Source organism: Pelosinus sp. IPA-1 (assembly GCF_030269905.1).
Classification (GTDB): domain Bacteria; phylum Bacillota; class Negativicutes; order DSM-13327; family DSM-13327; genus Pelosinus.
In genome coordinates this window covers 161,918-177,086 of sequence record NZ_BSVC01000001.1, presented here as the reverse complement: position 1 = coordinate 177,086, position 15,169 = coordinate 161,918, and the positions used below count along the sequence as shown (strand labels likewise).

Below are 15,169 nucleotides of genomic sequence, written 5' to 3'. Positions count from 1 at the left end.
CCGCTCCTATAAAGGAACGGGCTGAATATTACTAAAGACCTACTTCATCGGCAATAACGATTACGGTTGTTCTTCCCTCAAATCTCTTCCCATTGTGTATAATCCCTGTATAATTACACATACTTTCTGGCTGATTACACTGTTCACATTTTCCTGTAACAGTACACGGTGTGTTATGATGATTCCTTTTTGCATTTAGCGGAGCAATACTTTTTATTCTGTTAAAAGCCTCATTAAGATCTTTCACAAGTTTGTTTACTCCAACCACGACAATCACTTTTCCTGGCCCAAAGATCATTGCTGCCACTCGATTACCTGAACAATCAGTACATACAATTTCTCCGTTTTTGGTAATGGCATTTGCCCCAGTTAAAAAGTAATCAGCCAGCAGTGCATCTTGATAAAATTTAATATGCTGTTCATGAGAACACTCTTGATAACGATCAATCATTTTATATTTGTTAGACCGTAATATATCTAAAATATTCATTTTTTCGATGGTAACGGAACCACCCAGTCCTATTGATGCATTCTGGGGTATCATTTCTAAGACGCGATTTTTTGCTTCCTGCAAATCTTTTGCATAATAGGTATTAAAGCCTTTGTAATTTAATACTTCCGTCATAAATTTTGCCGTTTGTTCGTATTGACCCTTTGTTATGTCCATCATGATTAGCACCTTCGCAATTTTATAATTTTGATTTGAAAACTTTCGCTTTTTCTATAAGCTAGAATCTCCAATTGGTGATAAAACCATAATAGGGTTCATAGGAGGAAAAGGTACTTGCATTACTATCATAGGGTTTTAATTTATAGTATTTAACATCTACATCAAGATTCTTGGCAACAACATAATCAAAATCGAGTCCAAAACCTTTCGCACCATCGCCCCCAATGCCGTTACCACCTGGCACTGGCAGAACAATTTTCCAGAAGGTAGAATCAATGGCCCAATTGCCAAATTTCAAATAATCAGCAGAAATTTGGTATGTTCCAGGTTTTTTGGGATCAGAAGCCTTCCACTGAATTCTACCCCAACCACCTTTGGTTCGGGCATTAGCTGGAAGATTATCAGCATTATTTACCACGCCCTCAGCGATAATGGTCATCTCGCCAGTTTTTACTTTACCGCCAACAGCATATTGATCAAAATTATAGGGAACTGTTCCGAAAACCGGATGATTCATTACCTTCATATGAGCAGCAGTAAGAGTAGCATTACTGTCAACCTGATAGCTTACATTCTGCATACTTACTTTGACACTTTGTTGGTTCCCGTTTAAATTTGCCAAGCCACTAGTACCGATATTTTCAAATTCGGCACCCATATCGGCATAACCAGCGGATACGGCCGTTCTCGGATCTAATTTATATGTGCCATAAATACCATCCATAAAGTTACCTGGTCCACCAGCAAAAATGATACCTTGACCTAAAAATGGCTGAAAACGGCCGAGTGTTAAAGCAGTATTCGCATTTTTCCAAACAAATTCACCTTTATCAAACATAGTTCCGGCATTTTCAGAGACTAAAGTTCCACTATTTACGGAACGACTCAATACTCTATTTTCTGTCCAAATTTGACCATTAAAAGTGATTTTTTCACTAACGGGTGCCGTAAAATTTAAGTCCCAACGTTCTTGAAGGCGTGAAGGATTTGAACTGCTTTTATTGGTAGCAGTTAATACAGGATTAATTTGATAACGAATGCGAGCGTCACCACTAAATTTGACATCAGAAATACTTCCATCCTGACGCGGAACTCGAACACCAAGATTCTTCAGCTCCGCAGAAAATTCGTCTTCCAGCTTTTCAAGATCGGTTTTCGTTTCAGCTTTAACTGCTGCATCAGATTTGTTGACTTTTGACATGACCTTTGCCACAAGAAATGCCATTTCATAACGTGTAAGGATCTTACCATTGGTAAATGAGGTATCATTGTAACCATCCACAACTCCACTTTTAGCTAATCTGCTCATTGAATTATAAGTCCAATTTTTTTCTGGAACTTCATCAAAGGGGCTTACAGCAGCTGCAAAGGCGGTGCTGAATGCTGTCAATCCCAGCGCTATGGTAAGAGTAATTTGTCGTTTCATTTTAATTTTCATTGATTTTCTCCCCCTATTTTTCATCATCAAATCTGATTAATCAGATTTTAACGGACTCACATTTATATGTAGTATCCATTTTTAACAGTTCATTCCTGTTCAGACTTCCCTGTTAGCGGCATCATAGGTTGATTGATTTTTCTCTAATTTATTGTATTTTTTCCAATTTGCATATCCAATTGGATTATTGCCCCATAGATTTTCATACTTCCATCCAGTTAAAGCCTCAACAGTAGCGCGAGTCACATCATCTACGTCACTTTTAAGACCGCCATTTTTTATCCGTTCAATTTCTTTTTTGAGTATAGAATGGGATGCATCTGTGATTTTAAACTTATAAGATCCGATAATACCTAATATGAGAAATGCTAACGGTACTACTACCAATATAACCACCATAGCTACCAAGGCTTCATGCGACTGCTCTTTTACGCCAGAAACAAAATGGAATTCTTGCAGTATGATTCCAACCACGAAGATTGCAAGAGCTTGCGATGCCTTTCTTAAAAAAGACATAAATCCAGCAAAAACGCCCTCTCTTCTATCTCCAGATACAATTTCATCAACGTCAGGAACAAAAGTATAATTGTTCCAAGGGATGAAGTTAATTCCGCCTCTTCCAAGGCCGGCAACAGCTGATACCACGTACAAGGCAATTACACTATTGCCACCACCAATCCCATAGATAGCCAAATAGCCAAAAATACTTAGCATAAACAGAGACGATACTATTCTAAATGCTGAACCCGGACTCACTTTTAATGTCACATAAGTGGCTATTCCTACGCCAGCAATTTGAAAGATATACATAGTAGCCAGCAAATTGGATACTAATACAGCATCTTTAAACAGAGCAAACACGATAAAGTAAGTGAATACGGCATTGAAAGTGTCTTGTGCCAGATATCCGCCTATGTACATTCCTAGGTGAGCTCTGAATGTTTGAATTCTGAGTGTTGTGATTAAATCGATATAAATTTTTTGTATGTTTTGCCCAATGCTCAATCTTACTTTAGGTTCTTTACACTCTGTAGATTTTATTTCTTCCAAAGATCGTTCCCAAGTAAAGTTATATACGAGTATCAATACAACTATGAAAATACCGGTAAAAATGGCTCCAGCATATAGAAAGGATCCAGAAGATTCTTTTCCTAAAGCATTGATTAATCTTCCTGGTAAGAAGGCCGCAACAAATGCCGAAAACTGAGCACAATACATTCTGGCGCTGGTAAGCTTGGCACGCACTTTATAATTTGACGTCATTTCCGCTGCCAATGTGTCGTAAGGGATTAATATCATGGTATATACAATTTCAAACAATATATATGTCATAAGATAATATAAGTAGGAAAAACCAGTCATCCATATGAATGAATAACAAATTACCAGAGGAATGCTAATCAATAAAAAGAATTTTCTTCTGCCAAATCTTCTGCCTAGGCGGGTTTTATGAAAATTATCGGTTATAAAACCCATAGTAGGACTAGCCACTGCATCAACGATACGTGCCAATGCAAATATAGAGCTCGCTTCCACTAATGTTAGGCCGCAAAATGTAGTATAGAAATATAATAACCACGCACTCGTTAATGCAAATGCTCCCGCGCCTATGAAATCGGTTATACCATAAGAAAAATAATTGATAAATTCTAATTTTCGCTCTTTTACACTCATAAAAATCACTAATCCTTCCAAATATGATTTAGTCAAATTAAATTGTTTTCAGGACTGTAGCTGTCTTACTAAAACCTCGAAGCTTTTCATTATACATAGGAGCAGTTATCGCTACGTTCCTTCTTCCCTCTAACTTCATCAATTAATCATAATTTTCGAAAAAATAAGATGTCATTATTGGGAAGTTGGATAACGCTACGAAGATACAATAGGCAGTAAAAATACATTAAATATAACTACGTAAATATTCTGACAGGCACAATATAGCGAGAGATTGTCCATAAGGCATAGAGGTAAGAGGTATATCTTTATACTCTTGAATGGAATGAAAAACAGGTGTGCCAAAAGAGACATTTTGAAGTTCGCCATCTTCGCTGATATTATTCAAGACCCCCTGTATTGCTTTAATAGCCATCCCTTCATATTTCTTATCAACGTATCGCTTACGGACTGCCTTCAATATGCCATAAGCAAAACCAGCTGTAGCCGAAGCTTCCAAATAGGAACTATCATCGTCCAATATGGTATGCCACAAACCACTATGCTCATCTTGATAGTTAGCCAATGCTTCTATTTGATTTTTTAATGCATCTAGCAAAAATTCTTTTATAGAATTATCCTCATTCAAATCTAACAGCTCTATAAATTCAGGGATAGCGATTGTAATCCAGCAATTGCCTCTCGCCCATAATGCATCAGCAAAATTATGCCGCCCTTCAAAGTTCCAACCATGAAACCAAAGTCCCGTTTTTTTGTCTGCTAAATACTTGATATGTAATAAAAATTGCTTTTTTGCTTCTTCGATATACGCAAGATTATTAAAAAGCTTACCTACTTTTGCTAAAGGCAATACACACATCATTAAGGTGTCATCCCAAATTTGCTGTTTATTTTCGCTATTATAAACAATATGCTGCAAGCCATTTTCTTCTGTTCTGGGCATTTCATACATGACCCAATCCATCCATTGTTCTAAATAAGACCGATAAGATTTATTTTTAGTATCTTCATATAAATAAGCTAAGGTCAAGAACGGCGAAACGGTATTGACGTTTTTGGTTGTACTTTCCTCTGCAAACCGATCGGTAAACCAATCGTTTATAATGCGTAAAGCCTTTTCATCTTGTGTTAATTCATAGTACTTATACATGCCATATAACCCAATTCCATGGGTCCACTCCCAGCCAGCCCACCCCTTCGTGTCTATGACTCTTCCATCATCAAGTCTTAATAAAAATTCGCCTGTCTCATCTTTAATATTGATCAAATTATCCATAAGTAAATTTATTTTATGTACAATATCTCTTCTTCCCACTTTATTAACACTACTTGCCATAATGTAATTGACACTCCTTTTTCGCTTTATATCATTTTAAAAAGAACACTTCTTGCAGGTTGGTTATCACTGGAGAATTATCATCATTCGTCTCCATCAGACCTTTCATATGCTCCCACCATTTTTGACAGACTTGCGTTTCGGCGCTTTTATTCCATTGATTTTCATCTTGAATTTCAAGATATGCAAATAAGGAATTTGTGTTGGGCTCAAAATAGATTGAGTAGTTAGATGCGCCATGTTCCTTAAGCATTTGTACCATTTCTGGCCAAATTTCATCGTGACGTGTTTTGTACTCTTCATAACAGTTATTAAATAATTTCATAATAAATGCTTTACGAATCATTTCCTCCCTCCTCACCTTTTTATTTTTCACTTTGCATTGAGTATCCCGTCTACCGGATTTACTCCAAAAACCTTGGCCAAATCTAACAGTTGCTGTTCTGTAATGATTTGCTTAATTCCACCTTGATGTGAATTGATCAGCATATAAATTTGCGCTGCTTTTTCAACTGTCTCAATCAATCCAAATGTTTCATCTATAGTACTACCTGCACCAAAGATTCCGTGTTGTGGCCAAATAACTAAGCGACAATCTTTCATTTTATTTGCTGTTCTTTGACCTATTTCATTCGTTCCCGGGACTATCCAAGGAATGATACCAATGCCATCTGGAAAAACAACTAAACACTCTGTACACATCTGCCACAAGGTCTTAGTGAAATTCTTTTCATCAAGATCATGTACGAAAGTCATCGCCAGAACATTTGTGGCATGAGCATGCATGATAACACGATGTTCTGGATCTTTTTTTAGCCGTTCAATGTGGCTCATAAAGTGAGCTGCTAACTCACTTGTTGGACGGCTGCCATCTTCATATCCCCACAAAACTTCTATAGCATTTCCATCCTCTGTTATACGAATAACACCAAGATTTTTTTCTGGATTCACCACCACATTTTTAAAGTATTTTCCCGTTCCAGTTACAATGAAATATTTATCTACCAACTCTCTAACCGGAAATTCAAGGGGAATAGTGCGTTTAACGTCTTTTATATCTATATATTCTTTTACTTCATTCTTTTTTAAAAGGTAACTGATATTTCCCCCATTACGTTCATCCCACCCTAGCTCCCACATATTGCGAGTAACTTCCATCATCTCATTCACAAACGGAATTCTATGTTGCATCGTAGTTATTCCCATACTGATTCCTCCATTTCTTCAATAACAGCAACAGCCATTAATATGACGTGCAATACCTTTTCCTAGAACTATCGTTTTAACAATACGTCTTTTTCATATTTTTTCACATCTGCCAACCATGATTCCCGGATAGGAACATTCGCTGTTGCACAATAATAATCCCAAACCGCGCCAAAAGGGTAAGACTTCATTTCTTCCAACAAAACTAACCGTGTTGTAAAATCAGCTTTATTTTCTGCTTCCTTTAACATTTCAATTGGTTCAAGCATTGCACGAAGTAATGCTTTCAGCATATTACGTGATCCAATCACCCATGCAGCAATGCGGTTGATGCTAGCGTCAAAATAATCAAGCCCTATATGAACTTTATCTAGCAAATTATTTCGTACAAGTTCTTTGGCAATTTCTTGTAATTCATCATCCATGATAACCACATGATCACTATCCCAGCGGACTGGGCGACTCACATGTAGTAAAATTTCAGTATCAAATAGTGCTATAGCTGAAAGTTTATTTGATATAGTCTCTGTCGGATGAAAATGTCCTACGTCCAAGCAAATTGCCTTCTTATTCTGAAGCGCATAACTCAAACAAAATTCATGCGATCCTACTACATAACTTTCCGAACCAATGCCAAATAGCTTACTTTCCACTGCATCCACATTATATTGATAACTAATTTCTTCAGAAAACACCTCATCTAGGGCTTCTTTCATCCTTTTTCTAGGTGCCATGCGATCAACAGGTATGTCTTTGAACCCATCAGGAAACCAGAAATTAGTAATACAAGTTTGGTTTAGTTCTTTACCGAAATATGCAGCGATTTTACGCGCTGCTTTGCAATGTGTGATCCAAAAATCTCGAATGCTACTATCAGGATGACTTATGGAGAATCCATCTTTAAAATTAGGATGGGAAAAACAAGTTGGATTAAAATCTAATCCAAGACCCTGTTCTTTAGCCCAATTAACCCAAGGTGTAAAATGCTTAGGCTCTAATTGATCTACATCAACTTTTTCATCAGTATCAGCATAAATAGCATGCAAATTCACCTTATGTTTACCAGGTATCAGAGAAAATGCCTTCTCTAAATCTTTTCGAAGTTCCAAGGGCGTACGGGCTGCTCCTGGATAATTACCTGTAACTGAAATTCCTCCAGATAATTCTTCACTTTTAAGAAAGCCTCGAACATCATCCCCTTGCCAACAATGCAGTGAAATCTTTACTTGTGCCAGTTTATTGAGTACTTCATCCACATCAATACCTATTTTAGCGTAAATTGCTTTTGCTTCTTCAAATTGCCTCTTTAACAGCTTGTCCATATGTAATTCTCCCCTCGATTATTCAATTGCCTTAAAATGCTGCTATAACTATAATCTTTTCTATTTAAATTAAGATGATTAATTTGTTCCTACTAACTGAATAAATCTTTTATACACTTCGTCTAAGTTTTTAATTTTAATAGGTTGATACGTTTTTATGGCAAAAGATTTAATGATCACTTTCCTAGCTTCCAAGATATTTTCTAAGTCACCACAACTAATCATTTGTACTAAAAGATTGCCAAGTGCTGTCGATTCTATCGGACCTGCAACCACCGGTATTTGTGTAACATTTGCCGTAATCTGACATAGCAGTTCATTTTTCACCCCTCCACCAACTACATGTAAGGATTCAATAGAATATCCGGTTATCACATTAATTTCTTCAAGTGTTTTGCGGTATGTCAAAGCAAGACTATCAAAAATACATCTAGCAAGCTCGCCCCCAGTGCTTGGTACTAATTGTCCAGTTCTCCTACAATAGTTTTGAATTTCCTTAATCATGTTCTCTGGTCTTAAAAAACAAGCGTCATTACAGTTAATTAAGAATTGGAAAGGTGTAATTCTCTCTGCTTCCTTAGTAAGATCGGTAAATGAAATTTCCGTCTTCAAATTTCGACGTACTTCCTGAATCAACCAAAGTCCCATAATATTTTTCAAAAATCGATATGTGTTATAAGCCCCCCATTCATTGGTGTAATTTTTCGCATATGTTTGTGCATTAACAATAGGGTGAGCCATTTCTACACCCATTAGGGACCAAGTTCCACTGCAAAGATAGGCAAACTTGTTATTTGTTCCTGGAACCCCTAATACGGCAGAAGCTGTATCGTGGCTTGCTACGCAGATAACCTCACATTGAGGTAAATCATACTGGTCCCGCAGGTTCGGAATAACTTTCTTCACAACTTTTCCTGGATCAAACAGTGTAGCGAATTGTTCCCGCTTCACACCAATCAATTTTAATAAATCCTGATCATACTCTTTTGTAGAAATATTCAATAGCTGTGTCGTTGAAGCATTGGTTTTTTCACTAATAAACTCTCCTGTTAAACGATAATACAAATAATCCGGTACCAATAGTATTTTGTGAGCTTTCTTTAATTCATCCTTATCATGTACGCTCAATTGAAACAGTGTATTAAATTGCAAGAATTGTATCCCAGTTTTTTCGTAAATCTCTTCTATAGATATTTTTTTTGCTATATTCAATATTGCTTTTTCTGTTCGATCATCACGGTATGCATAAACTTCTTGCATACGATTCCCTTCGTAATCCACCAATACATAATCTACTGCCCAAGTATCAATTCCTAAAGTACATTCATCAATACCGTTTTTTTTCGCTACCTTTAACCCCGTAATAATTTCATCAAATAATGTGTCAATATCCCAGAAATCATTCGCTTCTTTCTTCGTGATCTTATTATCGAAACGATAAATCTCTTCTAACTCAATTTTCCCATCATTTAATATTCCGCTTATCAAGCGTCCACTTGATGCACCAATGTCGATAGCAATATGTTTTTTCATCTATTACTCCTTATACAACAAGTTCTAAAACAAGTTGCCGTTTAGTTTTATCATCTTCCTAGAAAGCTCAAAATGTTATTTATTTTTTGTTTCTGTTGCATTTTGTGGTTATTCCAATGTTGATTTTAAACATTTTTCAAATTTAATTAATATTTTCTGACATTTACATCCTAATTTTAACACCATTATCTTTTTTGTCAATATATTTCTAGTAAAACAATTTTTGTTTTACTTCTTTATTCTTCTTTTATGTCTGTTACTCTTTTATTTTTTCTTTGATTCAGATTTATTATCTGTTTGATATACTCTCAAAATACGGCTAGAATAGAATCTAGGTGTCATATTTTGATAAAAAGGAGGAAACTTTATGCTCGCAACAGAACGCCGACTAAAAATTGTTGAATTCATTCAACAAGACAGAAAAGTACATGTATCAAATTTGAGCAAATTATTCGATGTCACAGAGGAGACTATGTCAATTATGAGTTGTAAAGGGCTTTCCTTGGATAAAAGGTATTATGGAATCAAACGAGCCCGAAAGTGAGTAAAAAAAAAGAAATGACCAAACAAGCAAAAAAAATCATTTTACTCGTTGATCACTTTAAATTCGATAAAATAGCATTTATAAAAATTTTGGACTATAGCGATATTGATTACTTATTTACTGACCGCGAGCCCACTAAAACTTGGACGGATTTATTGCAAACACAATATCCAAGTAATATATTAGGCTCACTTAAGTTATCTTTACTTATAGCAAGCACCACTCTTTTTGAGAGTGGTGCTTGCTGTTATTATTTGTATCTGTGGATGTTTTTTGATCATTGTACTTCTTTTTTAACTATTCCTCTTTATTGAACGTTCTTGCATGCTTTACCGCAAGCAAAATACAGAATTTGAATTATAGTCTATTAATTTACAACATCTAGAAACTTCAATAAATATAGAAATGTAACAAGTATTATCACATCTTTGAGTGCCTTTAGTTCAGAATAATTCACAATCTCACCTAACTTCTTTTTATAGTAACACATAAACCCGTAAGATATTATCCTACAATATTTATATAATAATCTATTTCTAGAAGGATTACCTCCATCTTAAGGTATACTATCTAAAATTTATGTGAACTAAAATAAGTTATAATTCCTTATTATGCACTGGGCATCTTTCTCCACCTAAACGATCTATCCATGTAAGCTGGTGATAGTTAATCAGTTCATTCTCATCAACTTCGACAATTCTCTTAATACATTTTCGACATACTTTTTTGCCTGCTGCCTGGATAAGGGCAGTTGATAAACCAAGCCTCTGTAATCGTAGACTTCTATCGACAACAGCAATCTCTTGTTCCTCTACTGCCTGATTACTTGCTACGACGAGGCCTGTATCTCCTTTAAAACTAGGATCAATGCGTACAGTACTGTTTATATTTACACGTCTTGCTAATACTCTGTATTTTTCTATAGAAGATCTATCAATTTCGCCGTTAATAATTAACTTATTTGCTCTCTGATCTTTTAAAGATTGAAATACTTCTGGATAAATAGCAGTTTCAGTCACTTGTTTTTTTGACATTTTTCTTAGTATACGTTCCTTAAACTCCCCCAGATGATATCTTTTTTCATCGCGTCTTATTTCAGGTATCCCATGTATTCCTGCTAATAATGTCAGTCCTAATTTATCTGCTTTTCGAAAATCTCCGATGCCCTCTGATTGGGTTTCGTTCATCAAGACCACCCCCATTTTAACAGAATATCATTAAATTAACCTTACCAATTGGTATTTATACTAAAAGAAAGGTTTCGTGACAAATTAGTTAATAAGGCAAGCAAACCCGCATGAATGTTCATACGGGTTTTAATACAATTACAATCAAGAGATTGTTGTACTAATTTCAGAATTTGCTTCCCTGTTCATTAAAGTTCATTCCGCCACAACATCTACCACCTTGATGAAGCTTACCACAAGTACACTTAGCTCCTTCATCAGAAACCTTTATTTTTTTCATACTGTTACATGCAGGGCAGGAAATTTCATAACCATGCTTTGCCCCTTTTTCACAAGGCCCTACATCCCAAACATGATGACAGTCTAAACATTCAAAGACCCTGTTTTTCAGTATATAGTTTCCACCTCTAATGAGTATCGTTTGGCCTTGAACTAGTGCCGATGCAACCTTAAATCTTGCACGTTGTAAAATCCGCTGAAAGGTTGCTCTCGATACTCCCATTGCTTCTGCACACATTTGCTGATCCAAGCCTTCTACGTCTTTTAATCGAATTGATTCAATTTCTTCAATAAGAATTTCGGATACTGCAACATTTCTTTGATTGTCTGGCACAAATCGTTTCGTATAGGGTATTTCTTCTACCAGACCACAGCAGCGTCTACGCGACATAAAAGCACCTCTCCAGTTGAGTATATTCTACTAATATAATGAATCATTCTTTTAAAAAATACAATCTAAATTAACAATATCCACAATTTAAGTTGTCTGATGACTTTCACGCTATAGCAGGAAGATGGCTACTACCGTCGTTACAATAAGTCCAGCCATTACTGGTAGCAGGTTTCGCCTAGCTAGTTCAAAAGGATTCACATTACAAATTGCTGCAACAGCAATTAAGCTCCAGGGAACTAATGTACCTCCTCCGGTAAAAATTGCAGCAATCTGGCCCAAAGCAGTGAGAGTCGCGGTGCCCGATCCAATGGAAACGGAGAAAAGTTTAGCTAATGATCCAACAAGAGAGATCCCTGAAAAACCTGAACCATCTAAACCTGTGATAATGCCAACAATCATTATGGTAAATGCTCCGATCACTGGGCTTATCGAAACGTTCTGCGCCATAACAAGCCCTAAATCATTGACCAATCCTTGTGAGTCTAGTGGCAAAACCTTGCCAAATATAGTAACAAAACCACTATCCCCTAGGTAAAAAAATGCAGCAATGGGAATCACTGGCCCAAAAACCGTAATGCCGAATTTAAACCCTTCTACCAAATAACTTGTTGTCTGCTCAATCCCTTTTCCTTTGTGCGCTATAAGGACTATCATGATCATAATCAAAATTGCTGTTCCACCAATGAGAGCCGTTGCATCTCCCCCCCGAAGATTAAAACTAACCATAACAGCCACATCAATACCGAAAAGAATAAGTACCATGGCTGCTAACCATTTTTTTACTCTTGTGGCGAGAGGAAATGCCGCTGTCTCATCCAAAGAATCAGATGAGTTAATTAACACAGTGTCCTTTTCAATGCTCAATCTGCCTTTTTCGATGTCACGTTTCAATGTCCAGTAAGCAACGCTCACAGTTACCAATCCCATGACAAGAATTAATGGTACACTTGCATTTACTACATCTTGAACAGGAATTCCCGCTGCCGCCGAGGTAAGCTTCGGTGCACCCTGAATCACCCAATCACTAGATAGGGCAATACCGTGTCCAAATAAGTTCATCGAGGCAGCCACTCCCATAGCTGGCAAACCTACTCGAAGACCAACAGGTAACAACACAGCCCCCATAAGTGCCGCAGCTGGTGATGGCCAAAAAAACCAGGAAATCATCATCATAAATACGCCAATGATCCAATAAGCCATACTCGGAGTACGAATTGCCCTAGCAAATGGTTCTACCATAATTTCATTTACCCCCGTGTATAACAATGCTTTACTCATTGCTACAATCAGGGAAATGATTAATATAGTTCCTGACAATTCATTCAATGCATAAACGAAACTATTAAATATCCCGATGATAGCTTGGTTGATTGTTCCTTTTGCCACATAACCAATTAAAAATATCCCAATAATACAAATTATACTTGTATCTCTGCGCATTATCATAGCTACTATGATCAATAAGATAAATAGGGTGAAAATCCAGTGCAAAGAAGTAAGTTCAAACATAAACTCCCCCCTTTTATAAACCTAGTATTATGATAATCTATGCAGATGCAAAAGAATCGGAGCCCATCACTTGATGTATACCTATCGCCTATTGATCACTTACTATAATTCCTTGATTACTCTACATCCGAATATAAAAATCCCCTCGAAGAATGTTAAGCATCCTCGAGAGGCAATTTAATCACTTATGTAAGATAATTATCTTCTATTGTTTACCAAAGCATATATTTTTCGCGGCATAAGCTCAAGGGGAACTTGTTCTTGGACAGCTCCAATGGTAAAAGCTGCCTTGGGCATACCGTAGACAACGGAAGAACGTTCATCTTGTCCTAAAGTATTGGCCCCAGATTTACGAAGAGCGAGCAAACCATTAGCACCATCATTTCCCATTCCCGTCAAAATCACTCCAATTGCATTCTTACCAGCATGTTCAGCTACAGAATGAAATAGAACATCAACAGCAGGGCAATGCCCATTAACCTTCTCACCGCGAAAACATTCTACCATATAATTCGCATTCACCTTTTTAATACGCATATGATGATCGCCGGGGGCAATTAGCACCCGTCCTGGTAAAACCAAATCTCCTGTTTTGGCTTCCTTCACTTCTACAGTGCAAGAACTATTCAATCGAGCAGCAAACAAGCCGGTAAAAACAGGTGGCATATGCTGTACAATAACCGTACCTGGCATATTGGCAGGAAATCCTTTAAGTATCCTATCAATTGCTTCAGTTCCCCCGGTAGAGGCACCAATTGCTATAATACAATTCTGCTTCGCTAAGCCGGCCCCCTGGTTATTAGAAGATGTGATGGCATTCCCCTTTTGCGTTGCCACCTTAGCTGTAGACGCAATTTTAATTTTCACTATCAATTCACTGATAAACGCCTCAACGCCCCGTCCATTCAATGGATCTGGTTTTGTAACAAAATCAACTGCGCCTGCTTTTAAAGCATCAAATACACTTTGACTTACGGCACTTACCACAACAACTGGTATGGGATATTGTGGAATCAATTTCTTTAAAAATTCAATGCCGCTCATTCGGGGCATCTCTACATCAAGAGTCATAACATCAGGCTCAAATTCCAAAATTTTATCCCTTGCTATATAAGGGTCGGATGCGGTTGCTACAACTTCAATTAAAGGATCTTGCGATATTTGGCGTGCTAACGTTTCGCGAAAGACGATAGAATCATCTACCACTAAAACTCGAATCTTACGTTTGTTATTATTCATATTTTTAACCCTTTCTATAAACGGCGGGCGCTATAAACTGATATTTACTTTCATAACGATTAATCGATTCAGAATGTCCAATAAGCAAATAACCCCCCGGTTCCATATGCTCATAAAATCGATTGATCAAATCTTTTTTTGTTTTTTCATCAAAATATATCATTACATTGCGACATAGGATAAGATGAAACTTTTTTTTAAAAGGAAAGACTTCATTCATAAGATTAAATCGCCGAAATATGACCTCACGTCGAATTGTCTCTCTTAAAATGCTAGATTCTTCACTAAGTTTTTGAAAGTATGTCGCTCGCCATTTGTCTGGCAGCATTTCTAGTTGCTGCGTAGGATAAATGGCTTTCTGCGCTTTTTCCAAGACAGATGTAGAAATATCCGTTGCCAGTATCTTAGTATCCCATAGGTATTTTTCAGGTCCAAAATAGGAGTCAATCATCATTGCCAAGGTATATGGCTCTTCTCCTGTGGAGCAGCCAGCACTCCATACCCGTAGATCTTTGTTTTTCTTCTCAGCCTCGGCAAAATACGGTAAAACCACTTTCTTGAGTAGTTCAAAATGCTGGGGCTCACGTAAAAAGTAGGTATGGTTGGTCGTTAGTTTATTTACCAAAGTCACTCCAGCCTTACCTATAAGATCATTTTTCACATAGGAAAAATACTCTGAGAAGCTAGTAAAGCCGCTTTGTACTATATAATTATTTAGACGACCATACACCAAAGTCCTTTTTTGCGATAAGTTGATTCCATAGTTCTGTTTTATAAAATGAACAAGCTCGCTAAATTCCCTTTCTGTTATGTCCTTTATAGTTCTCCCACCCTTCAA

The 15,169-nt window shown here is 36.8% G+C and carries 15 protein-coding genes; 2 read left to right on the top strand and 13 right to left on the bottom strand.

The window, feature by feature from the left end; translation table 11 throughout:
• Window positions 1-31: 31 nt before the first annotated feature.
• The 8 genes from QSJ81_RS00755 to rhaB form a co-directional block, all read right to left on the bottom strand.
• A complete protein-coding gene (locus QSJ81_RS00755) occupies window positions 32-670 on the bottom strand; it encodes a lactate utilization protein (protein ID WP_285715502.1) in 639 nt (212 codons plus the stop codon).
• 58 nt (window positions 671-728) lie between these two features.
• Window positions 729-2,108, bottom strand: a complete 1,380-nt coding sequence (locus tag QSJ81_RS00750) for a hypothetical protein (RefSeq protein ID WP_285715501.1) — start codon at window positions 2,106-2,108, stop codon at window positions 729-731.
• A gap of 99 nt (window positions 2,109-2,207) precedes the next feature.
• Entirely contained in the window at window positions 2,208-3,782 is a 1,575-nt protein-coding gene (locus tag QSJ81_RS00745) for an MFS transporter (RefSeq protein WP_285715500.1), read from the bottom strand.
• Between the two features lie 226 nt (window positions 3,783-4,008).
• The gene (gene bglB, locus QSJ81_RS00740) at window positions 4,009-5,118 is read right to left on the bottom strand and encodes a beta-galactosidase BglB (RefSeq protein WP_285715499.1); all 1,110 of its coding nucleotides are present in this window, start codon (window positions 5,116-5,118) and stop codon (window positions 4,009-4,011) included.
• Window positions 5,119-5,149: 31 nt separating this feature from the next.
• Window positions 5,150-5,464, bottom strand: a complete 315-nt coding sequence (gene rhaM / locus QSJ81_RS00735; protein ID WP_285715498.1) for an L-rhamnose mutarotase — start codon at window positions 5,462-5,464, stop codon at window positions 5,150-5,152.
• Window positions 5,465-5,490: 26 nt separating this feature from the next.
• Window positions 5,491-6,324, bottom strand: coding sequence for a rhamnulose-1-phosphate aldolase (gene rhaD / locus QSJ81_RS00730; RefSeq protein ID WP_285715497.1), 834 nt, complete (start codon window positions 6,322-6,324; stop codon window positions 5,491-5,493).
• A 68-nt stretch (window positions 6,325-6,392) separates the two neighbouring features.
• Window positions 6,393-7,646: an L-rhamnose isomerase gene (gene rhaA / locus QSJ81_RS00725; RefSeq protein ID WP_285715496.1), complete on the bottom strand. Its 1,254-nt coding sequence runs from the start codon at window positions 7,644-7,646 to the stop codon at window positions 6,393-6,395.
• A 78-nt stretch (window positions 7,647-7,724) separates the two neighbouring features.
• Window positions 7,725-9,179, bottom strand: coding sequence for a rhamnulokinase (gene rhaB, locus QSJ81_RS00720; protein WP_285715495.1), 1,455 nt, complete (start codon window positions 9,177-9,179; stop codon window positions 7,725-7,727).
• Window positions 9,180-9,546: 367 nt separating this feature from the next.
• On the opposite strand from rhaB, the gene QSJ81_RS00715 reads away from it, so the two are divergent.
• The gene (locus tag QSJ81_RS00715; protein WP_285715494.1) at window positions 9,547-9,723 is read left to right on the top strand and encodes a DeoR family transcriptional regulator; all 177 of its coding nucleotides are present in this window, start codon (window positions 9,547-9,549) and stop codon (window positions 9,721-9,723) included.
• Window positions 9,720-10,037, top strand: coding sequence for a DeoR/GlpR family DNA-binding transcription regulator (locus QSJ81_RS00710; protein WP_285715493.1), 318 nt, complete (start codon window positions 9,720-9,722; stop codon window positions 10,035-10,037). Before QSJ81_RS00715 ends, QSJ81_RS00710 begins: the two co-directional genes overlap by 4 nt.
• Before the next feature lie 282 nt (window positions 10,038-10,319).
• Here the strand turns inward: QSJ81_RS00710 and QSJ81_RS00705 are convergent, their stop codons facing one another.
• From QSJ81_RS00705 to QSJ81_RS00685, 5 genes are all read right to left on the bottom strand, one after another.
• Window positions 10,320-10,910 carry a YueI family protein gene (locus QSJ81_RS00705; RefSeq protein ID WP_285715492.1) on the bottom strand — a complete coding sequence of 197 codons (591 nt, stop codon included), beginning with the start codon at window positions 10,908-10,910 and terminating at the stop codon, window positions 10,320-10,322.
• A gap of 166 nt (window positions 10,911-11,076) precedes the next feature.
• Window positions 11,077-11,580, bottom strand: a complete 504-nt coding sequence (locus tag QSJ81_RS00700) for a DUF134 domain-containing protein (RefSeq protein ID WP_285715491.1) — start codon at window positions 11,578-11,580, stop codon at window positions 11,077-11,079.
• Window positions 11,581-11,691: 111 nt separating this feature from the next.
• Entirely contained in the window at window positions 11,692-13,092 is a 1,401-nt protein-coding gene (locus QSJ81_RS00695; protein ID WP_285715490.1) for a hypothetical protein, read from the bottom strand.
• Between the two features lie 198 nt (window positions 13,093-13,290).
• Entirely contained in the window at window positions 13,291-14,331 is a 1,041-nt protein-coding gene (locus QSJ81_RS00690) for a protein-glutamate methylesterase/protein-glutamine glutaminase (RefSeq protein ID WP_285715489.1), read from the bottom strand.
• A 4-nt stretch (window positions 14,332-14,335) separates the two neighbouring features.
• The gene (locus tag QSJ81_RS00685) at window positions 14,336-15,169 is read right to left on the bottom strand and encodes a CheR family methyltransferase (RefSeq protein WP_285715488.1); all 834 of its coding nucleotides are present in this window, start codon (window positions 15,167-15,169) and stop codon (window positions 14,336-14,338) included.

Excerpts from the sequence above, each read along its gene's own strand:
- QSJ81_RS00755 (WP_285715502.1), bottom strand. The coding sequence starts at position 670 with ATGATGGACATAACAAAGGGTCAATACGAACAAACGGCAAAATTTATG.
- QSJ81_RS00750 (WP_285715501.1), bottom strand. The coding sequence starts at position 2,108 with ATGAAAATTAAAATGAAACGACAAATTACTCTTACCATAGCGCTGGGA.
- QSJ81_RS00745 (WP_285715500.1), bottom strand. The coding sequence starts at position 3,782 with ATGAGTGTAAAAGAGCGAAAATTAGAATTTATCAATTATTTTTCTTAT.
- bglB (WP_285715499.1), bottom strand. The coding sequence starts at position 5,118 with ATGGCAAGTAGTGTTAATAAAGTGGGAAGAAGAGATATTGTACATAAA.
- rhaM (WP_285715498.1), bottom strand. The coding sequence starts at position 5,464 with ATGATTCGTAAAGCATTTATTATGAAATTATTTAATAACTGTTATGAA.
- rhaD (WP_285715497.1), bottom strand. The coding sequence starts at position 6,324 with ATGGGAATAACTACGATGCAACATAGAATTCCGTTTGTGAATGAGATG.
- rhaA (WP_285715496.1), bottom strand. The coding sequence starts at position 7,646 with ATGGACAAGCTGTTAAAGAGGCAATTTGAAGAAGCAAAAGCAATTTAC.
- rhaB (WP_285715495.1), bottom strand. The coding sequence starts at position 9,179 with ATGAAAAAACATATTGCTATCGACATTGGTGCATCAAGTGGACGCTTG.
- QSJ81_RS00715 (WP_285715494.1), top strand. The coding sequence starts at position 9,547 with ATGCTCGCAACAGAACGCCGACTAAAAATTGTTGAATTCATTCAACAA.
- QSJ81_RS00705 (WP_285715492.1), bottom strand. The coding sequence starts at position 10,910 with ATGAACGAAACCCAATCAGAGGGCATCGGAGATTTTCGAAAAGCAGAT.
- QSJ81_RS00700 (WP_285715491.1), bottom strand. The coding sequence starts at position 11,580 with ATGTCGCGTAGACGCTGCTGTGGTCTGGTAGAAGAAATACCCTATACG.
- QSJ81_RS00695 (WP_285715490.1), bottom strand. The coding sequence starts at position 13,092 with ATGTTTGAACTTACTTCTTTGCACTGGATTTTCACCCTATTTATCTTA.
- QSJ81_RS00690 (WP_285715489.1), bottom strand. The coding sequence starts at position 14,331 with ATGAATAATAACAAACGTAAGATTCGAGTTTTAGTGGTAGATGATTCT.